At 65.4% G+C, this 23,839-nt stretch carries 16 protein-coding genes and 6 pseudogenes; 13 read left to right on the forward strand and 9 right to left on the reverse strand.

Annotation, left to right across the window (positions count from 1 at the left end; all coding sequences use genetic code 11):
- Nucleotides 1–18 precede the first annotated feature (18 nt).
- The 3 genes and pseudogenes from ACETMP_RS08465 to ACETMP_RS08475 all read left to right on the forward strand — a co-directional run bounded on the left by ACETMP_RS08465 (nt 19) and on the right by ACETMP_RS08475 (nt 2,567).
- A pseudogene (locus tag ACETMP_RS08465) lies at nt 19–602 on the forward strand (CoA-binding protein).
- A 138-nt stretch (nt 603–740) separates the two neighbouring features.
- Complete coding sequence (locus ACETMP_RS08470) at nt 741–2,021, forward strand: O-acetylhomoserine aminocarboxypropyltransferase (RefSeq protein ID WP_375160589.1); 1,281 nt, start codon at nt 741–743, stop codon at nt 2,019–2,021.
- Nucleotides 2,022–2,231: 210 nt separating this feature from the next.
- Entirely contained in the window at nt 2,232–2,567 is a 336-nt protein-coding gene (locus tag ACETMP_RS08475) for a hypothetical protein (RefSeq protein ID WP_375160590.1), read from the forward strand.
- 17 nt (nt 2,568–2,584) lie between these two features.
- On the opposite strand, the pseudogene ACETMP_RS08480 reads toward ACETMP_RS08475, so the two are convergent.
- Nucleotides 2,585–3,668 (reverse strand): annotated as a pseudogene (locus ACETMP_RS08480) (COX15/CtaA family protein).
- A gap of 96 nt (nt 3,669–3,764) precedes the next feature.
- Between ACETMP_RS08480 and ACETMP_RS08485 the strand changes: the two are divergent.
- Nucleotides 3,765–3,986 carry a DUF2842 domain-containing protein gene (locus ACETMP_RS08485; RefSeq protein WP_375160591.1) on the forward strand — a complete coding sequence of 74 codons (222 nt, stop codon included), beginning with the start codon at nt 3,765–3,767 and terminating at the stop codon, nt 3,984–3,986.
- On the opposite strand, the pseudogene ACETMP_RS08490 reads toward ACETMP_RS08485, so the two are convergent.
- Nucleotides 3,970–5,017: pseudogene (locus ACETMP_RS08490) on the reverse strand (polysaccharide deacetylase). The gene ACETMP_RS08485 and the pseudogene ACETMP_RS08490 overlap by 17 nt on opposite strands.
- A 148-nt stretch (nt 5,018–5,165) precedes the next feature.
- On the opposite strand from ACETMP_RS08490, the gene ACETMP_RS08495 reads away from it, so the two are divergent.
- Nucleotides 5,166–6,347 (forward strand): GNAT family N-acetyltransferase, encoded by a 1,182-nt coding sequence (locus ACETMP_RS08495; protein WP_375160592.1) that lies wholly within the window; start codon nt 5,166–5,168, stop codon nt 6,345–6,347.
- Between the two features lie 126 nt (nt 6,348–6,473).
- Here ACETMP_RS08495 and ACETMP_RS08500 read toward each other — a convergent pair.
- A pseudogene (locus ACETMP_RS08500) lies at nt 6,474–8,766 on the reverse strand (GumC family protein).
- A gap of 203 nt (nt 8,767–8,969) precedes the next feature.
- Between ACETMP_RS08500 and ACETMP_RS08505 the strand changes: the two are divergent.
- The 3 genes from ACETMP_RS08505 (at nt 8,970) to ACETMP_RS08515 (ending at nt 13,189) form a co-directional block, all read left to right on the forward strand.
- Nucleotides 8,970–10,103, forward strand: coding sequence for a glycosyltransferase family 4 protein (locus ACETMP_RS08505; protein WP_375160593.1), 1,134 nt, complete (start codon nt 8,970–8,972; stop codon nt 10,101–10,103).
- A gap of 115 nt (nt 10,104–10,218) precedes the next feature.
- A complete protein-coding gene (locus ACETMP_RS08510) occupies nt 10,219–11,769 on the forward strand; it encodes an undecaprenyl-phosphate glucose phosphotransferase (protein ID WP_375160594.1) in 1,551 nt (516 codons plus the stop codon).
- 163 nt (nt 11,770–11,932) lie between these two features.
- Complete coding sequence (locus ACETMP_RS08515) at nt 11,933–13,189, forward strand: O-antigen ligase family protein (RefSeq protein WP_375160595.1); 1,257 nt, start codon at nt 11,933–11,935, stop codon at nt 13,187–13,189.
- On the opposite strand, the gene ACETMP_RS08520 is transcribed toward ACETMP_RS08515, so the two are convergent.
- Nucleotides 13,158–13,634, reverse strand: coding sequence for a MarR family winged helix-turn-helix transcriptional regulator (locus ACETMP_RS08520; RefSeq protein WP_049820270.1), 477 nt, complete (start codon nt 13,632–13,634; stop codon nt 13,158–13,160). The two genes, ACETMP_RS08515 and ACETMP_RS08520, sit on opposite strands and share 32 nt — an antisense overlap.
- A 147-nt stretch (nt 13,635–13,781) precedes the next feature.
- On the opposite strand from ACETMP_RS08520, the gene ACETMP_RS08525 reads away from it, so the two are divergent.
- Nucleotides 13,782–14,978 (forward strand): FAD-dependent monooxygenase, encoded by a 1,197-nt coding sequence (locus ACETMP_RS08525; RefSeq protein ID WP_375160596.1) that lies wholly within the window; start codon nt 13,782–13,784, stop codon nt 14,976–14,978.
- A gap of 120 nt (nt 14,979–15,098) precedes the next feature.
- Here the strand turns inward: ACETMP_RS08525 and ACETMP_RS08530 are convergent, their stop codons facing one another.
- The 3 genes and pseudogenes from ACETMP_RS08530 to ACETMP_RS08540 all read right to left on the reverse strand — a co-directional run bounded on the left by ACETMP_RS08530 (nt 15,099) and on the right by ACETMP_RS08540 (nt 17,894).
- Nucleotides 15,099–16,277 carry a saccharopine dehydrogenase family protein gene (locus ACETMP_RS08530; RefSeq protein ID WP_375160597.1) on the reverse strand — a complete coding sequence of 393 codons (1,179 nt, stop codon included), beginning with the start codon at nt 16,275–16,277 and terminating at the stop codon, nt 15,099–15,101.
- A gap of 9 nt (nt 16,278–16,286) precedes the next feature.
- Nucleotides 16,287–17,069, reverse strand: coding sequence for a DUF169 domain-containing protein (locus tag ACETMP_RS08535; protein ID WP_375160598.1), 783 nt, complete (start codon nt 17,067–17,069; stop codon nt 16,287–16,289).
- A gap of 56 nt (nt 17,070–17,125) precedes the next feature.
- A pseudogene (locus ACETMP_RS08540) lies at nt 17,126–17,894 on the reverse strand (YdcF family protein).
- A 167-nt stretch (nt 17,895–18,061) separates the two neighbouring features.
- On the opposite strand from ACETMP_RS08540, the gene ACETMP_RS08545 reads away from it, so the two are divergent.
- From ACETMP_RS08545 to ACETMP_RS08555, 3 genes and pseudogenes are all read left to right on the forward strand, one after another.
- Entirely contained in the window at nt 18,062–19,003 is a 942-nt protein-coding gene (locus tag ACETMP_RS08545; protein WP_375160599.1) for an acetamidase/formamidase family protein, read from the forward strand.
- 201 nt (nt 19,004–19,204) lie between these two features.
- Nucleotides 19,205–19,402, forward strand: a complete 198-nt coding sequence (locus tag ACETMP_RS08550; protein ID WP_007603456.1) for a hypothetical protein — start codon at nt 19,205–19,207, stop codon at nt 19,400–19,402.
- A gap of 72 nt (nt 19,403–19,474) precedes the next feature.
- Nucleotides 19,475–19,943, forward strand: a pseudogene (locus ACETMP_RS08555) (GcrA family cell cycle regulator).
- A 311-nt stretch (nt 19,944–20,254) separates the two neighbouring features.
- On the opposite strand, the gene ACETMP_RS08560 reads toward ACETMP_RS08555, so the two are convergent.
- A complete protein-coding gene (locus ACETMP_RS08560; RefSeq protein ID WP_375160600.1) occupies nt 20,255–21,742 on the reverse strand; it encodes a porin in 1,488 nt (495 codons plus the stop codon).
- Nucleotides 21,743–22,150: 408 nt separating this feature from the next.
- Here ACETMP_RS08560 and ACETMP_RS08565 point away from each other — a divergent pair, with 408 nt between their 5' ends.
- On the forward strand, nt 22,151–22,657 hold the full coding sequence (locus ACETMP_RS08565) for a MarR family winged helix-turn-helix transcriptional regulator (protein WP_375160601.1): 507 nt from the start codon (nt 22,151–22,153) through the stop codon (nt 22,655–22,657).
- Between the two features lie 11 nt (nt 22,658–22,668).
- Here the strand turns inward: ACETMP_RS08565 and ACETMP_RS08570 are convergent, their stop codons facing one another.
- Complete coding sequence (locus ACETMP_RS08570) at nt 22,669–23,784, reverse strand: alpha/beta hydrolase family protein (RefSeq protein ID WP_375160602.1); 1,116 nt, start codon at nt 23,782–23,784, stop codon at nt 22,669–22,671.
- Nucleotides 23,785–23,839 lie beyond the last annotated feature (55 nt).

Here is a 23,839-nt window from a genome sequence, read left to right on the forward strand (position 1 = left end):
ACAAGTGAAAGATATCCGATGAACCACGACGCCTATCCCGACAATTACATCCGCGGCATTCTCAACAGCGTGAAGTCGATCGCGATGGTCGGCGCCTCGCCCGTCAACGTGCGGCCGAGCTATTTCGCATTCAAATATCTGGCGCAGCGCGGCTACGACATGATCCCGGTCAATCCGGGCCATGTCGGCAAGGAGCTGCTCGGAAAACCCTTTGTCGCCTCACTCTCGGACATCGGGCGTCCCATCGACATGATCGACATCTTTCGCAACTCCAGCCACATCATGCCCGTGGTCGAAGAGGCGCTCACGCTCGGTCCGCTGCCGAAGGTGATCTGGATGCAGCTCGGCGCGCGTGACGATGCCGCGGCGGCGAAGGCGGAATCGGTCGGTATCAAGGTGGTGATGAATCGCTGCCCCAAGATCGAATATGGCCGCCTGTCGTCGGAGATCTCCTGGATGGGCGTGAATTCGCGCACGCTGAGCTCAAGCGCGCGCCGGCACCGACGCAAGGCATGCGGCTCTCCCTCAATCGGATGAGCGTCGGCGGCGGCGACACCGCGGCATCCGATCGGGCCGCCAAGAACAAGAGCGAGCAAAGCTGACGCAATCGCGAAGGATTCGTTTCGCGAACGCGGCAATGCGTAGCAAGATCATTCCGCGCTGACGTGGCGCCTTGACGGCGAGCGCGGCGCCCATCAGCATGCCGCGCGATTTCAGGCCACAAGTACAGGACGCCCTCAATGAGCGATCGCCTTCCGGGATTTTCAACTCTCGCCGTGCATGCCGGTGCACAGCCCGACCCCACCACCGGCGCGCGCGCGACTCCGATTTATCAAACCACCTCGTTCGTCTTCAACGACGCCGACCACGCCGCCTCGCTGTTCGGCCTGCAGGCATTCGGCAACATCTATACCCGCATCGGCAACCCCACCAATGCGGTGCTGGAGGAGCGTGTCGCGGCGCTCGAAGGCGGCACGGCCGCGCTGGCCGTGGCCTCGGGCCATGCCGCACAGGTCGTGGTGCTGCAGCAGCTGCTGCAGCCCGGCGACGAGTTCATCGCCGCGCGAAAGCTCTATGGCGGCTCGATTAACCAGTTCACGCACGCGTTCAAGAGCTTCGGCTGGAACGTGGTGTGGGCCGATCCCGACGATATCGCGAGCTTCGAGCGCGCGGTGACGCCGCGCACGAAAGCCGTCTTCATCGAATCCATCGCCAATCCCGCCGGCAGCATCACCGACATCGAGGCGATCTCGACGGTGGCGCGCAAGGCGGGCGTGCCGCTGATCGTCGACAACACGCTGGCCTCGCCCTACCTCATTCGCCCGATCGACCACGGCGCCGACATCGTCGTGCACTCGCTGACGAAATTCCTGGGCGGCCACGGCAATTCGCTCGGTGGCATCATCGTCGATGCCGGCACCTTCGACTGGTCCATCGGCGGCAAATATCCCATGCTGTCGGAGCCGCGGCCGGAATATCACGGCATCCGCCTGCAGGAGACCTTCGGCAATTTCGCCTTCGCGATCGCCTGCCGCGTGCTCGGCCTGCGCGATCTCGGCCCCGCGCTGTCGCCCTTCAACGCCTTCATGATCCTGACCGGCATCGAGACCTTGCCTTTGCGCATGCAGAAGCACTGCGACAATGCCAAAGCGGTCGCCGAATTCCTCGCCGGACATCCGGCGGTGGCCTCGGTCAATTATGCCGGCCTGCCGAGCGACAAGTACCACCCGCTCGCGCGCAAATACGCCCCGAAGGGCGCGGGCGCCGTGTTCACCTTCAGCCTGAAGGGCGGCTATGACGCCGGCGTCAATCTGGTGTCGAAGCTGCAGCTGTTCTCGCACCTCGCCAATGTCGGCGACACCCGCTCGCTGGTGATCCACCCCGCCTCGACCACGCACAGCCAGCTCGACGACGCCGCCAAGGTGAAGTCCGGCGCCGGCCCCGACGTGGTGCGGCTCTCGGTCGGCATCGAGGACAAGGAAGACCTGATCGCGGATCTGGAGCAGGCGCTGGGGGCGTAGTCGCTGTCGTTCCGGAGCGCGCGAAGCGCGAACCTCAGGTGCGCAATTGCGCACCGGGGAACCTCGATCTTGTCTGATCCAGCTCGAGATTCCGGGTTTGGTGCTTCGCACCGCCCCGGCGGCCGCTTTGGCCGTCGTCAGTTAACAGTCATTAACCACATCTGCCCCATACATCGTCCTTGGATCGCCCCTTTTGATTCGGAGCCGACGATGCTGCGCTGGATGGTACCTGCCCTTGCGGCGATGCTGACGGTGTCAGGCGCGCTCGCCGCCGACTTGCCGGCCACGCCGAAGCGGCGGGCCGCCGCGCCGCCGCCGCAGGTCTATGTCGAGACCGACCCGGACGCACTGATCTCGCCGGCCTATGGCATCGGCAGCTACATCCGCAACCTGCCGGGCACCCCGCTCCTGCCCGGCTCCCACACGCTGCCCGGCTATTACGGCCGTCCCTGGGACTACGACTACCAGGGCGCGTATTATGGCGGGAAGCAGGTCGATTATTTCTGGCGCCTGCCCTACGCGTGCGGCGTGTACGGCTATTGCTGATCAGCCGGCCGATGTGATCAGCCGACCTGACCGAGCGGAACCGCGCGCGGCTGCGCATGCGTCTGCTGGCGCGAGGCGAGCCGTTCCACCTGCATCACCGCAAGCGCGAGCACTGCGATCGCGACCGCCTGGTGCGACAGCGCAAGGTCGATCGGCACCTGGTTGAGCAGCGTGAGGATGCCGAGCACCGCCTGCACGCTCACCGCGGCGAGCAGCCACAGCGCACCGCCGGCGGCCGCCCCTGCGCGCGAGCGCACGGCGTCGATTGCGTGCAGCAACGCCAGCACGAACAGCGCGTAAGCGGTCATGCGGTGCTCGAACTGCACCGTGAGCACGTTGTCGAACATGTTGCGCCACCACGGCGTCTCGAACCACAGCCGCTCGGCCGAGGGAATGAACGCGCCGTCGATCTGCGGCCAGGTGTTGTAGACGCGCCCGGCGCGCAAGCCCGCGACCAGCGCCCCGAAATAGATCTGCACCAACGTCACGGCCAGCAGCAGCGCGCTCGTGAACCGCAGCCGCGCCGGTGCGGCGATCTGCGGCCGCTCCTCGAGGCCGCCGCACCGTCCAGACGATGCCGGCGAAGATCAGCAGCGCGAGCAGCAGATGCGTCGCCAGCCGATATTGCGACACCTCGACCCGTTCCGTCAGGCCCGAGGCGACCATCCACCAGCCCACCGCGCCCTGGAGCCCGCCGAGCGCGAACAGCAGCCACAGCCGGCGCTTCAACTCACCGGACAGACCGCCGCGCCACAGGAAGAACAGGAACGGCAACAGATAGGCGACGCCGATGAAGCGGCCGAGCAAGCGGTGGCTCCACTCCCACCAGAAGATCTCCTTGAACTCGGACAGGCTCATGCCGGCGTTGAGCTCGCGATATTGCGGGATCTTCTTGTAGGCCTCGAACGCCTCGGTCCACTGCGCCTCCGACAGCGGCGGCACGCTGCCGGTGACCGGTTTCCACTCGACGATCGAAAGGCCGGATTCCGTCAGCCGCGTCGCGCCGCCCACCAGCACCATCAACGCGATCAGCGCGGCGACGGAGATCAGCCACCAGCGCACGGCGCGATGCGGATTGGTTGGAACGGAATTCGTCGTCATGTCAGGGGTTGAAACCAGGGCTTGAACCGGACTGCGTGCCCCTTATAGTCCCCCGCTCCCGCAGCGCAAGTTACGCGACAACGACAAGCTCACGTCATGACGATCCGCACCCGCAAGTTCCTCGGCGCCATCCTGCTCCTGGTGCTGGCTACGGTCTGGGCCCTGCTCGGCATGGCCGCGGCGCAGATGCCGTGGATCGCCGAGTCCGGCTGGCGGCAGGCGATCTACTACGTGGTCGTCGGGATCGGCTGGGTGCTGCCGGCGATGCCGATCGTGAGCTGGATGCAGCGTCCCGACCGCGTCAGGTCTGGCCGGTAGTGCTGCCGGTCGGTTTCACCGGCGCAAAGGCGGCGCCCGACACCAGGACGCGCAACATGCGCAGCGAGCGCACACGCCCGTCCCAGGCGATCCGCGGCAGCGCGTGCAAATTGGTCCGGCCCTCCGCATCCACGATGCCCGGGATGGTCGACACCGCGCTGACAAAGCCGGCCTCCTCCGCCATGATGACATGACTGCGCCGGAACGAGGCGCGATCGCCGAACGGAAAGGCGAAATGCCCGACCTCGCGGCGGAAGGCCGCTTCCGCAACGGCCTTGCCCATCGTCATCTCCCGCAGCGCCGCACTGTCCTTCATATTGGCGAGAACGGGATAGTTCACGGTCGCGCTGCCGATCGTGACGAGCGGATCGGCAGCGAGCTTCGCCAGATCCTCCCAATCCATCGACGCCTCGCGCGAGCGCGGCAAGATCGATCCGGTAGCGCGTGCAGAGATCGGCGACCGCCGCCGCCAGGTCCGACGGCGGCAGCGAGCGCAACCAGCTCTCGATATGCGAGAACAGCGCCTGCTTCTCGGCACGATCGGTGACGACGAAGCGCTGCTCCTTCTCGCCCATCATCAGGCTGATGCGGCTCTCGCGCGCGATCATCTGTTCGAGCCCGAGCCACCAGGCCTGTCCGACGCCGTCGGGAAACGCCGTGGGCACGTAGATCGTGAAGGGCACCGCGTGATGTGCCAGCACCGGGTAGGCAAATTCGATGAGATCCTTGGGCGCGCCGTCGAAGGTGAGCGCCACGAAGCGCCGCGGCTCCGGCAACGTCACCGCGCGCCGGCAGACCTCGTCCATGCCGATAAAATCGTAACCCCAGCGCTTCAGCGCGCCAATGGCGCGATCGAGGAATTGCGGCGTGATCTCGTGCGCGCGCAGCGGCTGAAACCCGCCGCGCCGCCGCGGCCGCACCCGTTCAAAGCGCAGGATGGCGCCGGCACCGCGGCCGCCCAGCGCGGCCCGGCCCGTGAACCAGGTCAGCTCGCGGCGCAGCCGTTCCAGCCATCTGCCATCGGAGGCCAATATCCCCACCCTTGGCATCCCCACCCCTTGGCGCCCTCGAGGCGCCCGTTCCCGCTCCCCTAGTCCTTACCCTTTGTTGACCTTTCTTTGCAAAGGTCGGCCACAGGCCGATTGACGTCTATTTCTGATTTCTCGACAGGTTTCGCGAATGACCATGGCTGCGGCGATGCAAAGCCGGACGGCAGAAGCGCCAGCGCGGTCGAAAGCGAGCCGTATCGCGCAGGTCGACATCGTCACCGATCTCGACGCCGCCGAGGCGGTCTGGCGCAGCTTCGAGGAGCCCGGTCACCTCTTCACGCCCTATCAGCGCTTCGATCTGCTGAGCCCCTGGCAGCGGCTGGTCGGCACGCATGAGGGCGCGCGCCCGTTCGTGGTGATCGCCCATGATGCCGATCACAATCCGCTGCTGCTGCTGCCGCTCTCGCTGCGCCAAAGCCACGGCGTGCGCACGGCCAGCTTCATGGGCGGCAAGCATACGACCTTCAACATGGGCCTGTGGGACGCCGCCTGCGCTGCGCAGACCAATGCCGCCGATCTCGAGGCGCTGCTGGTGCCGCTGCGCCAGCACATCGACGTGCTCGCGCTGACGCAGCAGCCGCTGCGCTGGCACGACCAGCCGAACCCGTTTGCGCTGCTGCCGCGACAGAGCGCCATCAACGGCTGTCCGCGGCTGGTGATGGAGCCGGGCGGGCCGCCGGCATCGCGGATCAGCAATTCGCTTCGCCGCCGTCTCAAGAGCAAGGAAAAGAAGCTCCAGGCGCTCGCCGGTTATCGCTACCACCTGGCCACCACCGACGCCGACATTATCCGCCTGCTCGACTGGTTCTTTCGCGTCAAGCCGGTGCGGATGGCGGAGCAGAAGCTCCCGAACGTCTTTGCCGAGCCGGGCGTCGAACAATTCGTCCGCAGTGCCTGCCTTGCGCCGCGCGGCGAAGGCCGGGTCATCGACATCCATGCGCTCGAATGCGACGACGAGGTGATCGCGATCTTCGCCGGCGTCGCCGACGGCGAGCGCTTCTCGATGATGTTCAACACCTACACGATGTCCGAGCACGCCCGCTACAGTCCCGGCCTGATCCTGATGCGCTACATCATCGACCGCTACGGCGAGCGCGGCTACCGCTCGCTCGACCTCGGCATCGGCTCGGACGAGTACAAGCGGATGTTCTGCAAGGACGACGAAGACATCTTCGACAGTTTCGTCCCGCTGACCTCGCGCGGAACACTCGCTGCGATGGCGATGTCGTCGCTGAGCCGCGGCAAGCGGCTGGTGAAGCAGAACCAGATGCTGTTCGACCTGGCCCGCCGGCTGCGGCAGGCGTTCGGGTAGGACTTCGCCGCAAAGATATCCTAGGGTGGGCAAGGCGGAAGCGTGCCCACGTCCTGTGACTGCATTGGACAGGTGGTGGGCACGACGCAAATGCCCACCCTACGATTCTACGTGCGCGGAGAGAGTCTACGCCGCCACCACGCGCGGCGCTTCCGCCGCATTCGATGGCTGCACCGGGTTGTTCAGCATGGTCACCTCGCTGAAGCCGACGGCACGGAGCTGCTCGCACATCAGTATGCGAGCATCCGGCGCCATCCCGGCATCGGGCACCACGACGGCGCGGGCATGCGCCGTCAGCAGCTCGGCCGGAAGGTCCGAGGCGCTGCCGGCATCGATCAACACGTGATCGTAGGCGCGCAGCAGCGCGTCGATGGCGAGCGTCACCCGCGGCGATTGCAGCAGGCTGCGGTCGAAGCCGGGACGGCCGGCCATGACCAGATGCAGCCGCGACAGCTTGTCCCGGGTGATCACTTGCGCGAACGACGCCTCGCCCTGCATCAGCTCGGCAAGGCCAGGCGCCGAAGCATCGACGGACACCGCGGCGATCGTCGGCGAGGACGCGGCGAGATCGACCACCACGACACGCGCCTCGCGCGCCAGATGCCGTGCCAGCGTCAGCGTCGACAGCGTGATGGCTTCGCCCGAGGCGGTGCCGAGTACGGTGACCTTCTTCGCGGCCGCGCCGGCGGCGTGCAGGTCCTCGGCCAGACGTTCGATCTCGGTGAATTCGGTGACGTCGCTATCGACCGCCATCTCCGGCTGGAGCGGCGCGGGCTCGGCCACAACGGGCTCGATGCCGGGATCGAAGGCCGGCTCGACGGCCGGTCGGACCGTCGGCTCTTGCCGCACCGCCGCCTGGGCCGGGAAAACCGCCGCCACTGCGCGCGGCGCGGTCTGGCGCAACAGCTCGCCGGTGACGACGACGCCGGACGACAGCAACAACGTCGCGATCGTCGCGATCAGCACGATCGGCAGCTTCTTCGGGTAGGCCGGCGTGTTCGAGACGATGGCACGCGAGATGATGCGGCCGTCGGTCGGTGCGGTGTCGATGGTTTCGCGGGTGTTGGCCTCGCGGTACTTGGCGAGATAGGTCTCGAGCAGATCGCGCTGCGCTTTGGCCTCGCGCTCGAGGCGCGCGGAGCTGGACGTCCTGGCCGTTGGTCGAGGCCGCCTGCTTCTTGAGCTGCTCCAGGCTCACGATCAGGCCGTCGACCCGGCCACCGGCGATCCGCGCGTCGTTCTCCAGCGAGCGCGAGATCTTGCTGGCTTCGTCGCGGATCTGGGTGTCGAGATCGCCCAATTGGGCTTTCAATTCCTTGATGCGCGGATGGTTGCCGAGCAAGGTCGAGGATTGCTCGGCAAGCTGGGCACGCAGCGTCACGCGTTGCTCCGACAGCCGCCGCACCAGTTCGGAGTTCAGCACCTCCGAGGCCTCGATCGGCTTGCCGCTCTGGAGCATCTCCTTGATCAGCCGCGCCTTGGATTCCGCATCCGCCTTCATCGAGCGCGCATTGTTGAGCTGGGTGTTGACCTCGCCCATCTGCTGGTTCGACAGCGTGGTGTTGTTGGTGCCGATGAACAGGCTCGACTTGGAACGGAAGTCCTCGACCCTGGCCTCGGCGTCGGACACTTTCTTGCGCAGATTCTCGATCTCCCCGGCGAGCCACTGGCTGGCGTTCTTGGCCTGCTCCTGGCGGACCGCCTGCTGCAGCACGAGGTAGCCGTCCGCGATGGAGTTGGCGACGCGCGCCGCAAGCTCGGGATCGGCGGATTGGAATTCGACTACGATCACGCGCGACTTGTCGACGGCGTAGGCTTGCAGGCGCTCGTAATAGGCATCGAGCACGCGCTCTTCCGGCGTCATCGCGAACGGATCGCGGACGATACCGACCAGCGCTGCCAGCGACTTCAGCGGCGAGATGCCCTGCAAGACCGGGTCGAACTCGGGACGCTCGGCGAGCTTGTTCTTCTTGATGATCTCGCGCGCGAGATCGCGCGACAGCACGAGCTGCACCTGGCTGGTGACGGCCTCGGCATCGAGCGCCTGGCGCTCCTCGGTGCGATCGCTGTTCGGGCGCAGGAATACGTTCTCGCGGCCGTCGATCAGGATGCGCGATTCGGACTTGTAACGCGGCGTGACGAGACTGACAGCGGCAATCGAGGCGACGAGCGCCAGCACCGTCGGCACGACGATCCAGCTGCGCTTGCGCGCCAATGCCGCGCCGAGCGCGTGCAGGTCGATGTCGCCGGATTCGACTTGCGCCTGCTTCGTGACGATCGGCGCAGGCGCTGCTTCAATCCTGGGCTCGGCCTTGACTTCAGCCTTCTCGGCCTTGGGCGCGACGTCGGCTTTGGGCTTCGACACGGCCCGCGCGACCACCGCCTTGTCCTTGCCGGAACGCCAGAACGCTAAACGCATCGAACACTCCCGCAGGGGCAACGCCACCAAGCTACCTCAACCGGGGCGATTACACTCCATTAAGGTTGCCGCTGGGTTAATCGCGGCGTCAGCGAGCGCCGCACGCGCGCTCGTCACCGTTTGTTAACCACGAGGGCTCTTAATCCGTCTCGATATTTCCAAGGAATTGTTCGGCATTCGCCGTCGAGCGCTGGTTTTGATGCATGCCCCCCTCTCCTGACCGGCCGCTTCGTATTCTCCACGCCGTGCGCGCTCCGGTCGGCGGCATCTTCCGCCACATCCTCGACGTCGCCAACGGCCAGGTCGACCGCGGCCATCATGTCGGCATTCTCGCCGACAGCCTCACCGGCGGCGAGCGTGCCGACAAGGCCCTTGCCGAGCTCGCGCCGCGGCTGAAGCTCGGCGTGCATCGGCTCGCGATCCGCCGCGAACCCTCGCCGGACGACGTGCTGGTGTGGCTTCGCATGCGGCGCCTGATCGCCACGCTGAAGCCCGACGTCATGCACGGCCACGGCGCCAAGGCCGGCGCCTTCATCCGGATGCGGCGGCGCTCCGACGACACCATCCGCATCTACACCCCGCATGGCGGCTCGCTGCATTATCCGCTCAACACCCTCAAGGGCGAGTTCTACGCGCGGCTGGAGCGTGCGCTGATGGATTCGACCGACCTGTTCCTGTTCGAGAGCGCGTTCGCCCGCGACACCTATCAACGTATCGTCGGCACGCCCAAGGGCGTGGTGCGTTGCGTCTTCAACGGCGTTACGCCCGAGGAGTTCGAGCCTGTCGCGACGGCCGACGATGCCACCGACCTCTGCTATGTCGGTGAATTCAGGCACATCAAGGGTGCGGATCTGCTGGTCGATGCCGTGGCGCGCCTGCACGAGGGCGGCAAGAAGGTCACCTTGACGCTCGGCGGCGACGGCGAGGAGACCGCGGCGCTGAAGGCGCAGGTCGAGACGCTCGGCCTCACCGATGCGATCCGTTTCATCGGCCACGTCAAGGCGCGCTACGGCTTCTCCAAGGGGCGGCTGCTCGTCGTGCCCTCGCGCGGCGATTCCATGCCCTATGTCGTGATCGAAGCGGGCGCTGCCGGCATCCCGATGATCGCGTCCAGAATCGGCGGCATCCCGGAGATCTTCGGCGCCGAAAGCCCGGCCCTGTTCGCGGCCAGCAATTCCGAAGCCATGGCGGAAGCGATCGCCGCGGCACTCGACGATCCGCAGACAACGGCGCAGCGTGCGGTGTCATTGCGCGATCGCATCTCGGCGCACTTCTCGCAAGCCGCGATGGTCGAGGGCGTGCTCGCCGGCTATCGCGACGCATTCATCAATCATTAACCATCCTTAAGCGCGCTTTAGAAAATCTTCCGATTTGTCCGATAATCCAGACGCCGGGGGATGCTTGCCCGGGCGCAAGGCCGTGCGGCGGAATTTGGAATGGACGTGGAAGCCCGTGGAACCGCTCAACGCACGCTCGATGCTCGACGCCGCGGCCAGCGCCGCGGCAAAGCCTGATGACCAGCCCTTTGTCGAGCGCCGGCGACGGCTGTCGCCTGCGGCGCTCGAGGTCGTCAACCAGAAGGTCGCCCGCCCCTATTCGCCGATCGTGATCGCGGGCTTCGTTCGCCTCGCCGACTTCGCGCTGCTGAGTCTCGTCGGCATTGCGCTCTATCTCGGTTATGTCATGCCGCTCGCGGGCGCCTTCAGCTGGGTCTATCCCACGGCAGTCGTCGCCATCGCCGTCGCCGCCGTGGTCTGCTTCCAGGCCGCGGATATCTACCAGGTGCAGCTGTTCCGCGGGCAGCTGCGGCAGATGACACGGATGATCTCGTCCTGGTCGTTCGTTTTCCTGCTGTTCATCGGCATCTCGTTCTTCGCCAAGTTCGGCAGCGAGGTATCGCGGCTATGGGCTGCCGCCTTCTATGTCCTCGGGCTCGGGGCACTGCTCGCCCAGCGCCTGGTCTTGCGCCAGCTGGTGCGCGGCTGGGCGCGCGAGGGCCGGCTCGACCGCCGCACCATCATCGTCGGCTCCGACAGCAACGGCGAGCAGCTGGTCGAGGCGCTGAAGGCGCAGGAGGATTCCGACATTGACGTGCTCGGCGTGTTCGACGACCGTAACGACAGCCGCGCGCTCGACACCTGCGCCGGCGCGCGCAAGCTCGGCAAGGTCGACGACATCGTCGAGTTCGCCCGCCGCACCCGCGTCGATCTCGTGCTGTTCGCGCTGCCGATCTCGGCGGAGACGCGCATTCTGGAGATGCTGAAGAAGCTCTGGGTGCTGCCGGTCGACATCCGCCTCTCCGCGCACACCAACAAGCTGCGCTTCCGCCCGCGCTCCTATTCCTATCTCGGCGAGGTGCCGACGCTCGACGTGTTCGAGGCGCCGATCACCGATTGGGACCTGGTGATGAAATGGCTGTTCGACCGCCTCGTCGGCAGCCTCGCGCTGCTCGCGGCGCTGCCGGTGATGGGCCTCGTCGCGCTCGCGGTGAAGCTCGACAGCCCGGGACCGGTGCTGTTCCGCCAGAAGCGCTTCGGCTTCAACAACGAGCGCATCGACGTCTACAAGTTCCGCTCGATGTACCACCATCAGGCCGATCCGACCGCATCGAAGGTCGTGACCAAGAACGATCCACGCGTCACCCGCGTCGGCCGCTTCATCCGCAAGACCAGCCTCGACGAGCTGCCGCAGCTCTTCAACGTGGTGTTTGCAGGCAATCTCTCGCTGGTCGGCCCGCGACCGCATGCGGTACAGGGCAAGCTGCAGAGCCGCCTGTTCGACGAGGCCGTCGACGGCTATTTCGCCCGCCACCGCGTCAAGCCGGGCATCACCGGCTGGGCCCAGATCAACGGCTGGCGCGGCGAGATCGACAACGAAGAGAAGATTCAGAAGCGGGTCGAGTTCGACCTCTATTACATCGAGAACTGGTCGGTGCTGTTCGACCTCTACATTCTCCTGAAGACACCGATCTCGCTGCTGACCAAGAACGAGAACGCGTATTGAGTTGAATCTCTCAGTCATGCCCCGGCTTGACCGGGGCATCCAGTACGCCGCGGCGGTAGTTATTTTCAACAATCGGCGCCGCGGATTACTGGATCGCCCGGTCAAGCCGGGCGATGACAGCGGCGATTGTGGCGTACGAGTTGCGTAAGCGTATGAGCATGTGATGGCGTATGCGGCGACAGCCGATGGAGTGAAACTGTCCGCACCGGCCGCGCCCGGCGTGCTGGCGCTGCAGCGCGCGCTGGTGTGGCTGGTCGGCGCCTTCGGCGCGGTCGTCTTCATCGAGCCGAGCCCCTACGAGATCGCGACGCTGCTCGCCACGGTCATTTTCTTCGCCACCGGCCTGCGCTTGCGGCTCGCGCTGATGCCGATGGTGCTGATGCTGGTGCTGCTCAATGTCGGCTACACGATCAGCGCGATCCCGCTGTACGAACAGCCGGAGGTGGTGAGCTGGATCGCGACCTCCTGGTACATGGCGGTCACGGTCGTGTTCTTTGCCATGGTGATGTCCGAGGACACCGCGGCCCGGCTCGACATGCTCCGCCGCGGGCTCGTGGTCGGCGCGATGGTGGCTTCGCTCCTGGCGGTCGCCGGCTATTTCCACCTGGTGCCTGGCGGCAACGACCTCCTCACGCTCTACGGGCGCGCGCGCGGCACGTTCAAGGACCCCAACGTGCTCGGCGCCTTCCTGATCCTGCCGGCGCTGTTTGCGCTGCAGAGCGTGGTTTCGGACAAGCTGGCCAAGGCGTTCCGCAACGTCATCGCCTTCGCCATCATGTCGCTGGCGATCCTGCTCGCCTTCTCGCGCGCCGCCTGGGGCGGCCTCGTGCTGACCTCGGCCTTCATGCTAGCGCTGATGGTGCTGACCGGCCGCACCAACGCACAGCGCTCGCGCATCATCATCATGGCGATCGTGGCCGCGGTGCTAGGGCTGGCGCTGATCGCGGTGCTGCTATCATTCGACGCCACCGCCGAGATGTTCAAGCAGCGCGCAAGCTTCGGCCAGAGCTATGACGAAGGCCGCTTCGGCCGGTTCGGTCGTCACATCCTCGGTGCGGAGATGGCGCTCGGCCTGCCGTTCGGCATCGGTCCCTTGCAATTCCACCGCTTTTTCCCCGAGGACACCCACAACTCCTATCTCAACGCCTTCATGTCCGGCGGCTGGCTGTCCGGCGTGTGCTATCCCGCGCTGGTCTTCACCACCGTGATCATGGGCTTCCGCCACGTCTTCGTGCGGGTTCCCTGGCAGCGGGCCTATCTCGCGGTCTTCTCCGCCTTCCTCGGCACCGTCGGCGAAAGCTTCGTGATCGACACCGACCACTGGCGGCACTTCTGGATGATGCTGGGCGCGATGTGGGGCATGATCGCGGCCGCACAGATCTACAAGATCAGGGCTGACGACGACGCGTCTTCAGCTTGAGCGCGGGCCGCTTTTCCGGTGGCGTGTCGAGCAGACCCTTCAGCGCCTCCGTCGCCGCGAGCACGCCCTTGTAGCCCTCATTGGCGAAACGCAGCAGCAGGCGCAATTCCTCGTCCGAGTAAGCCGCCAACACCTTTTCCATCGCCTGCTGCATCGGCACGTAGAACTTGCCGACCTTCATCGCCGCCTCCGGCACGACGGCGATGAAGACCTTGCGGCGATCTTTGTCGTCGCGCTCGCGGCGCACCAGACCGGCCTTCTCGAGCCGGTCGACCACTCCGGTGATGGCGCCGGTCGTCAGGCCCGTGACCTCGGCGAGCCTGCCTGCGGTGACGCGGCCTTCGAGATAGAGGATGTCCATGCATTCGAGGTCGGAATTGGCAATTCCGGCAACGTTGGCAACAGTTTGCCCGTAGAGCACGCCCTGCGCGGACGACCGGCGCATCGCATCCTCGAGCTCCTGCAACAGCGCCGCGCGCGCCTTCGTCCTTGACAAGGTCGGCCTCATATCTTAGTCGATATATATCTTAGCCACTAAGAGATTTAGTGGCCGTAATTTCTCCTAGCACCACGGAAACGTTGGGAGCAAGCCATGTCCTATCGTCCCCGCAAGGCGCTGATCATCGGCGCCGGCATTGCCGGGCCCGTGGCCGCGATCCTGCTGCGGCGCGCCGGCATCGAATCCGCGATCTACGAGGCTTGGCCCTATTCGAAGGGCAGCGGCAGCGGCCTTCAGATCGCGCCGAACGGCATGAAGGTGATGGACGAGATCGGGTTGGCGAACGAGCTGACCGGCCGCGGCTCGGTCGCTGAGGCCTTCGACTTCTATTCTCAAGGCGGCCAGAAGCTCGGCTCGATCAACCGCGACATGGCGCGGCGCTTCGGCCAGCCGGCCGTCAACATTTCCCGTGCGACGCTGAACGAGATCCTGATCGACAAGGCCTGGTGCGCTTGCGTCTCGCTCTATTTCGAGAAGCGCCTGATCAAGATCGAGGATCGCGGCGACCAGCCGATCATCGCCTACTTCGCCGACGGCACCACCGCCGAAGGTGACTTCCTGATCGGCGCCGACGGCGTCCATTCCGTCACGCGCCGCCAGGTCGTGCCCGATGGGCCGCAGCCGTTCGACACCGGACTGATCGGCTTTGGCGGCTTCGTGCCGCACGCTGTCCTCAACGGCCGGTCGATCGGCCGCCACGTCGAGACCACCTTCGGCCGCAGCGGCTTCTTCGGCTACGGCTATTGCAGTCCGGGTCCGAACGACGGCGTGATGTGGTGGAGCACCCAGCCCGCGCACGGCATGGACGCGGCAATGTTTCGCGCGCTCGACCACGCGACGTTGCAGCAGCACCTGCGCGGCTTCCATCGCGGCTGGCACGATCCGATCCCCGCGATCATCGAGGCCGCCGAGAACATCGTGGTCACCGACACGCTCGACGTCGCGACCCTGCCGGCCTGGTCCCGCAAGCGCTCGCTGCTGATCGGGGACGCCGCGCACGCGACCAGCCCCCACGCCGGCCAGGGCGCTTCGCTGGCGCTGGAAGATGCGATGCGGCTCGCCCGCCTGATGAAGGAGGGTCAGGAGCTCGGCGCCACCTTCCAAGCCTTCGAAGTCGAGCGCCGCCCGCGCACGGAAAAGATCGTCGCCATCGCTCGCCGCAACGGCAACAACAAGCGCGAGTTCAGCGCCACCGGCGCGTGGGTCAGAAATCAGATGCTGAAATGGCTGTTGCCGCTCGGAGCCAAAGGCATGGATTTCATGTACGCCTATGACGCACGGGCGGTGTAGCAGCACGAACGCTGCCGTAGGGTGAGCAAAGGCGCGCCCTTTGCCCGCCGTGCCCACGATCTCTCTCCAATCGCGACAATCGTGGGCACGCTTCGCACTGCCCATCCAACGAGAGTCGACCTAGCCTTCCACCTCGAATTTCAGCCCGGCGTGATCGACCAGCCGCTTGATCAGCTTGTGCTGCATCGCCGCGCCCGGCGTCCAGATCCCGCCTGGCACGTCGGTGGCGTCGCGCAACAGGCAGATCGCGCATTCGGCCATCATCTTCGAGGTCGAGCCGTAGCCGGGATCGCGGTCGCCCTTCACCGATGCGCGCACCTGGCGGCCATCAGGCGCGATCGCGACGAACAGCAAATCGTACATGCCGTTCTCGCGCTCCTCCTTCGACGGGCCCTCGCCCGGCTTCGGCTGCGCCTGCGTGGCCAAGCGGTTGTTGGCAGCGACGATCTGCTTCGCCATCGCCTCACCCTCTTCGCCCGGCCCGGAGATCTGCATCTCGTCGTAGACGAAGTCGCGGCCGTAAGGGAAACCCAGCAGCATGTTGGAGCGATGGACGTTGCGGGTGTTGATGTTGGCCATGAAGAACGGCGTCAGCCAGGTCTTCAGATCCTCGTCATAGACCGGCTTGTTGCCCGGCGGCTGCTTCGGACCTTGGAAGTCCGGCGTCAGCGCGAAGGGATCGCGCAGCAGCGCGAGCAGGCTCGCGTCCTTCGAGGCCGCCTCGAAGATCGCCTTGCTGCTTGCCGCAGTGCCGCCGGAAAAGGTCCCCCGCATCGCACGGACGCGGCCCTTGACGCGCGGAGCGGCGGCGCCGAACGCACGCTTCGCCTCTTCCTGAACGAAGAATGTGCCGAGCTCGAATGGAATCGAATCATAGCCGCAGGAGAACATGATCCGCGCGCCCGATTTTTGCGCGGTGGCGAGATGGGCGTCGATCATGCGGCGCATCCACGGCACCTCGCCGCACAGGTCGAAATAGTCCGTCCCGGTGGTTGCGCATTCGGCGATCAGCTCATTGCCGTAAAGCAGATAAGGCCCGACCGTCGTGATCACCGACTTCGTCTGCGCCACCATCGCCTTCAGCGACGCCGCGTCCGACGCATCCGCCACGATCAGCGGCGTATCGGCGGGCGCGCCGATGGCATCGCGCACCGATTTCAGCTTGTCGAGGCTGCGGCCGGCCATCGCCCATGCCAGGGACTTGTCGTCCTTGTAATGCGCCGCCAGATATTCGGCGACGAGCTGGCCGGTGAAACCGGTCGCGCCGTAGACGACGATGTCGAATTTCGCAGAGCTCATGCTCGTCCCTTACTTTTTCGCGTAACTCACGCCCATGCCGGCGCGGACGTCGCTTTGAATGCCATAGGGCGGGATTGGATAGCGCAGGCCGTTCTTCGCCAGCGCCTTCATGCCCTCGATCGCCTTGGCGAGATGCGCGGGCTTCAAGGCCATCAGCATCTCCTCGTCCGGCACGCCGCCATAGCGCCGTTCGGCATAGCATGGCAAGGACAGGCTGGGCTCCCCGGTCTTGAGCGCCCGCCCCCAGGAATCGGCGCAGGCGGTCTCGCCGACCACGCCCCATTCGAACTTCTTGTAGCCGGTGTATTGCAGCCCGTTGATCAGGATGATCATTTGCCCGGGCGTCGCATAGACGAGGCAGATGTCGGGCGGATCGAGCCGGCCGCTCGCGAGCGGACTGACGGCGAGCGCCTGATATTGTCCGAACGGAACCACGTCCAGCGCCTCCTGGCGCTTGCGCGCGTCCTCCGCCGTGCCGTGCCAGACCCCGACGTAATTTTCGCCGGCGAGCCATTTGTCATCCTGCGGGCTAAGCCCGATCACCGCGCGGCACTGGGCGCCCACGAGGTCGTCGGCGGTGATGCCGACGGTCCAGCCGAGGCGCGCCGCCATGCTGACGATCTGGTCGGTGGTGTGGATCGCGTTCGGCCGCCGGATTTTCGGGATCGCCTCCATCTCCGCCGCTTGCGCGAACAGCTTCATGCCGATCACAGTTGTCTTCAGCCGCAGCAGGCTGTTGAGGTCGGCGACGAGGCCGGCAAGATCGATGCGGTCTGCACTGTGCTGTTGCATGGCTTCCTCCGGCCGCAGCGATCGTGCGCCGCGTGTTCTTGTTGTGCGGTCTCGTTCTAGTCCTTCGCAGGTCCCGGAAGCAACTCGCCGGTCCTGCCCATCAGGCGGTAGGCGACGAGGCCGATCCACTCACGGACGGCCACTTCGGTCCGTCGCAGCCCGTCCGCGGCCATGTTGGTGAAGGAGAACAGATCGTCACGCCCGCCCATCCGCCAGTCGACCGGATAGGCCTCGACGTCAAATCCGGCCTTGCGGAAAATTCCCACCGAGCGCGGCATGTGGAAGGCCGACGTCACGAGAAGCCAGCGCTCGCCCGGCTTCGGCGTCACCAGCTGCTTGGTGAAGACCGCGTTCTCCCAGGTGTTCCGCGAATTCCGCCTCGAGGATCAGGCGCTCTTTCGCGATGCCCAGATTCTCCAGGATCGGCGCGGAATAGTCAGCTTCCCTGGCATCGGTGGAGACGAGATTCGCGCTGCCTCCGGTAAACACGATGCGCGCCTTCGGATAGCGGCGCGCGAGCTCGGCCGGCGCGAACAGACGATCGGCGGCGTGCGCGACGACGGGCGTGCGATGCGCCGCCGAGAGATCGGTGTCGACCGAGCCGCCGAGCACGATGACGCCGTCGGGCGCCCCGCGCGAGCCGTCCCACGCCGGAAAGCGCGATTCCAGCGGATAGATCAGGAGATTGCCGAGCGGCGAGAACGCCGCCAGCGCCAGCAGCACCAGCGTGGTCGCGGCCAGCCTGCGGCCGAGCGCGGCATAGCGTGTCGCCATCAGCACCAGCGAGACGATGCCGAGCTCGACCAGAAGGTTGATCGGCAGCAGCGCGGTACCGATTGTCTTGGACAGAACGAAAAACAGGGGAGCCTCGCGGGAATGAGCTGGCCGGTCTGCGCGGGGCTTGACCTGCCCGGCGATCTTCAGACAGCTTCTTGAAAGAGGATCGATCGCCGGGTCAAGCCCGGCCTGATCACAGCGAGCGGACGCGGCAAATGACCCATCACCACCTGCATTCCAGCCCCAGGACCTGCCATTGGGGCTTCTTCGAAGCCGCGCTGAAGCCCGTCCTCACCGTCGCGAGCGGCGACGAAGTGACGGTCGACACCATCAGCGGCGGTCCGGACATGCTGCCCGACCGCGACAAGTTTCACATTCCGCCCGAAATGTTCGAGGTTCATGCGAAGAACGAGCGCATGCTGCCCGGCCACATTCTCACCGGCCCCATCGCGGTCGAGGGCGCCGAGCCCGGCGACGTGCTCGCGGTCGAGATCCTCGACGTTCAGCTTCGGCAGGATTGGGGCTGGAACATGATCAAGCCGCTGGCCGGCACCCTGCCCGACGATTTCCACGAGACGCGTATCCTGAACATCCCGCTCGACCGTACCCGGATGACCGGCCGCATGCCGTGGGGCCTCGACTTGCCGCTCAAGCCGTTCTTCGGCGTGATGGGCGTGTCGCCGCCGCCAGCCTGGGGACGGATCTCCTCGCTGATCCCGCGCGCCATGGGCGGCAATCTCGACAACAAGGAGTTAGGCGCCGGCGCGACGCTCTATCTGCCGGTGTTCGTGCCCGGCGCGATGTTCTCCTGCGGCGACGGCCATGGCGTGCAGGGCGACGGCGAGGTCTGCGTTACCGCGATCGAGACCGCGCTGCAGGGCCGCTTCCGCCTGACGCTGCGCAAGGATCTCAGGTTCGACTATCCGCGCGCCGAGACGGCGACCCACTACATGACCATGGCGATGGACCCCGACCTCGACCAATGCGTGGTGCGCGCGCTACGGGACATGATCGCGCTGCTCGGCGAGAGGCGAAACCTGTCGCGCGAGGATGCCTACACGCTGTGCAGCCTCGCCGCCGACCTCAGGGTGACCCAGACCGTCAACGGCGCCAAGGGCATCCATTGCATGATCGAAAAGGCCATCGTGCACGGCTGAGCCAAGCAGCCCTTCCTCGACCTGTTGAAGCCCCGACGCCGACCGGGCTGCCGCGCGGCGCGCTGCGGCATGGGTAATTTCCGGAGCGATTCCAATATGCTGGGCGTCAAGCACAGCCTGCATTTGACTTCCACCCCTGAACCTAAATAGAGTCTTAATCGTTACTTTTATGTACCCGAGTAAGAGGCTAGCGTTCGGGCCATGGCCACCGAAAAAGCCGAGACTGACCGCATTCCCGTAACCCTGGCGCTCTCGACCATCACCTACCTGGAGAAGCTGGTGAGACAGGGCACCCACGGCACCAGCGTTCCCGGCGTCGCTCGTACCTTGATCGAGGAAGGCATCCGTCTCGCCATCAAGGACGGACTTTTGTCGATCCGCGACAATGGCAGGACGTGAGCGCGCTCGGGGCGTGAGGCGGACGGATCTCGCGGCGGTTGGCCGGCACCTGCAACCTGGGACCGTTTACAAATGCCTGTTCTCTCACCCACTTGGACCGACGAACGCATCGAGCTTCTGAAGCGGCACTTCGAGGCCGGCCTCTCCTGCCGCGAGATCGCCGCCGGTATCGGCGTCAGCCGCAATGCCGTGATCGGCAAGCTGTCCCGCCTCAACCTGACGCGCGGCCGCAGCGGTGATGAGCGCAAGGTTCAGGACCGAGGCGCGGCGCGGGCGAAGGCCGTGCCGCGGCTGCAATATCAGATGCTCGCCACGATCTATGGCGACAGCGACGCTCCCGTCGCCGGGCCGATCGACGAGGCCAACCGCTGCTCGCTGCTGGAGCTGACCGAGAACCGCTGCCGCTGGCCGATCCTCGAGCCCAGGCGCCGAGGATTTCTGCTTCTGCGGCAATTCCGCGCCCGACGGCCAGCCCTATTGCGCCGGCCACAGCCGCCTCGCCTACCGGCCGAACGCCCGCCTGCGTGTCGCACGCGTCTAAAGCGCGATGCGGAAGGCTCGCCGCAAAACGAAAAACCTCCGGCAGGGCATTGCCGGAGGTTTCGGAGGCCTAGCATGAAGCCAGGAGCCGCAATTCGCATTGTCAGCTTGGCTCTATATAGCTTAGTAACTCACGTAAGTAAATAACTATCAGGAGCAGACGCAGCGAAATTTCCGGGATTTTTTGTCACAGGAAATCGAATTGCTCGTGCGCCGGAGCTTCGCTCAGGCTCGGAGAAAACCGGATTGAAAGCACACGAAAACCCCGGCGGTTTATCGCCGGGGTTCTCTGGTCGATCAACGGGATCGATCTTAGAAGTTACGCTGAGCGCGGAGCAGCATGCTGACCGAGTTCTGATCCTTCAGCTCGTACACGGCTGCCGGCTTGGCTGCGCTGGCAATGCCCGGGCTGTTGATTGCGCCCGAGTACTTCTGGTCCAGACGCGACCAGCTCAAGTCGGCAGTGAACGCCAGGTTCTTGACTGGGGTCCACACCGTGTTCACACCGACCACCGCGAAGTTAAAGTCCGGATTACAGGTTGAACCGGCCACGGCGATCGCAGCGAAGTTGGTGCAGATCAGGGCCTTGCCCGAATCGCCATACTTCAGCTGGGCATAGCCACCGTACACTCCGCTCGCCCAGTTCGGGCTCCAGTTGTGGGTGTAGCCACCACGGAAGCCCCAGGTCTTGACGGTATCGATGCCGGTACCCGTTCCGAACACGCCGTCAGCAAGACCCGCGAAGCCGGTGCTCTGATACGCGCCGTTGCTGCTGCCGCTGAACATGAAGAAGCTCTGCGGGAACAGGCTCTGGAAGTTGTAGCGAGTCGCACCGTCGGTGTAGACGGCCTGCAGGTTGATGGCGTCACCCGCGCCGGTCGGGATGTTCTTGATCGACAAGGCACCCGCGACGGCCCAGCCCCACTTGTCGGAGGGATGACCGGTGGCTTCATTCGCGCCGTAATAGGCGGCATGGATGTCATGCGCGGCAACCGACAGTTGAGCCAGACCCCAGGCCTGATCGACACGAACCTGACCGATGATGTCGGGCGACCGCGTGCCGCCCCAGGCGTTGGCACCATAGACGCCGGTCACGAACTGCGCCGCCGTACCCGACGACACGTTCCAGAGGTTCGACTGACCATTGTTCGCCGACGTCTCGTCCTGCAGCGCGAACGAAGCAGTGATGCCCTGGCCGAAGTCGGCCGTATAGGCAACCTGATTGACGCCGTTGACGTGGTTGGAGCCGCCCGGAATCGTGTCGGGCCCGCCCGCCATATAGCTCTGCCAGGGAGCGTCGAAGATCGAGACAGTGCGGCCGAAGGTGAAGCCGGCGAACTGGATGAACGCGTGGTAGAGAGCGAGCGAAGCCGCACTGGTCGAGACCGATGACGGGCTGCTGCCGGTGACGTTCGTGGTGTCGTAGCTGACGACCAGGTCGGCGTAGGTGCGAACAACGCCGTATTCGGTCGCAGTGCGGGTATCGACGTTGAAGTCCAGACGAGCGCGGCTGTAGTAGTAGTTGGTCAGACGGTTGTTTGATCCGCCGTTCACGCTGGTGGTGCTGTTCTGGAAGCCGTAGTCGCCGGCGCCGCCGAGGATCATGTCGGCGCGGACGTAACCACCCAGCTTGATGCAGGTGTCGGTGCCCGGCATGTAGTAGAAACCCGCACCGTAGAGCGAGCAGATCCGCACGTATTCGACCGCCTTGGCCTTCACGGGCAGATCAGCCGCCTGAGCTCCGCCGACGGCGATCAGTCCCGCCGCAGTGCCGAGCAAAAGGCTCTTCACCATTCTCATTTAAAACCTCCAAGTTGCTCATTTTACGGAGACTGGACCGTGAGGCCCCCAGATCCCCGTCTCTCCAAATCCGCCCGGCCACTTTGCGCTTTCGGACACACTCGCTTTCGGCGCGAGGGACGTGAGCGAACCACCTGCAACGGGACGATCGAGTACCCCCCACCGCCACGAGCAACATAACTGCGCCAAACAGCTACTCAAAATACTTTATCTACTAAGCTTTGTGGTTTCACTAACCGTGTGCCCCGCGGGCAACACTCGAGGGCCCCAGCCGATCTGCTGAGCTGGTCATATTTGTAGTTTTCGTGACGAAATTACCCTGCTCTGCACTTGCGTCAGGGCAGGCTTGCGTGGACTATGGCCTTCCACGAACACCGGCCTGAACAATCGGTTCACGGGAGTGACGCTGTGTCCGCGACGAGGAAAGAAGGAGCGCGCCTGCGCTCGACCGGCAATCTGGATATCATCAGGCGCTTCACCTGGGAGATCTCGTCGATCAACATGTATCTGGAGGAGTTGCGTCAGTTCTGGGCGAAGACGCTCGGCATCAGCGGCCCGCAATGGCTGATCCTGATGGCCATCTCCGACCTCGACAAGGACGACGGCATCCCGGTCAACGTCGTCTCCAAGCTCCTCCACGTCGATCCGTCCTTCGTCACCACCCAGTCCAAGCTGCTCGAGAAGAAGGGCCTGTTGCGCCGTCGTCCCTCGCCGACCGATGCCCGCGTGGTGCGGTTGTCGCTGGCCGAGAAGACGCAGAAGCACATCGCAAGCCTCAACGAGCAATACAAGTCGATCCGCGAATTCGTCTTCCAGGAGTTCGACGAGGACGAGCTGACGGAATTCACCGGCAAGCTCGCGACACTGAAGAATCGCCTCGAGAAGGCCTGCGTCCGGATCTCCCTCGACTTCTAGCCCTCAGGCGCTCAGATCCGCCGGGCGACGGCGCCGAGCCGCGATTCGAGCCAGTCGAAGATGTATTCGTTGGCAAGGCTCGGATTGTCCGCATGGGACTGCGCCGCGCCGGTCTCGGCCGCAGTGAACACCTTCAACGCCACGTTCGAGCTGCCGAGCCGGGAGCTCTGGACGATCTGACGCGCCCGGTCGGCCTTGAGCCAGCCGTCCTCGCCGAGCGTGATCAGCACCGGGCAGTCGGCGCTGGAGGCCATCAGCGGCGCATGCGGCACCGGCACGATGCTGACGTCACTCAGCGCGAATCGGCTGGCAAAGAAAGCCCGCTCGTGCAGATCCCACAGGCCGCCGTCGCAGACCGCGGCGGCAAACCGCGGCTCCTGCAGCACCGCGCGCGCCACGAAGGAAGAGCCCCAGCCATCGGCAATGATGCCGACGCGCGCGAAATCGATGTCGCTGCGCGCCTCCAGATAGTCCATGACGCAGGGAATCGCGCTCTCGAGATCGCGGCGCCGCAACAGCGCCTCGATGTAATCGTCGCGCTGCTCGCCGAACAGATCCAGCGCCAGCAACGAGAATCCGCGCTCGCGCGCGTGCGGCACGAGCTTGAACAGGAATTCTTCCTTGCGATGGCCGGGCTCGCCGATGCAGATCACGGTCGGCGCCCGCACACTGCCCGACGGCGCGGGGACGAAGTAGCCCTGCAGCGCATGTCCCTCGAGCCAGGGAATGGTCACGACCTCGCCCGCCGGGCTGCGCGCCGAAAGGTAGCGGCGAGCGCATTCCTGCATCGCGAGCACGGCGACCCAGCGGCGCTCGTCGTCCGGCTCCAGCGGCATCGCCGCCGCACCATAATAGTTCATGGCCCGCAGCCAGTTGCGCTGTGCGCTCGCCATGTGGCCGTCCGCGAAGGCGGCCTCGGCGCGGTGCCGGTTGGCTTGCGCCAGCTTCTTCCACTCCCGATGCCAGGAGCCGTCGTCGCCCCGCTTCAGCTGCCGCGCGATCATCAGGCATTCGGCGATGGTGGCGCCGCCCTCCTGGGCCGCGGTCAGCAGCCGCGTGAACTCAGCGGAGATGTCCTCTCGCTCCGGGCAAAGGGTCCAGTCGTCGGAGAGGCATGCGGGCATCATCGGGAGCTACGCTCTATCATCGCGTTATCCCTGACTTACTAAACCATTTCAGTTC

The organism is Bradyrhizobium dasycarpum (assembly GCF_042019905.1).
Taxonomy (GTDB): domain Bacteria; phylum Pseudomonadota; class Alphaproteobacteria; order Rhizobiales; family Xanthobacteraceae; genus Bradyrhizobium; species Bradyrhizobium japonicum_B.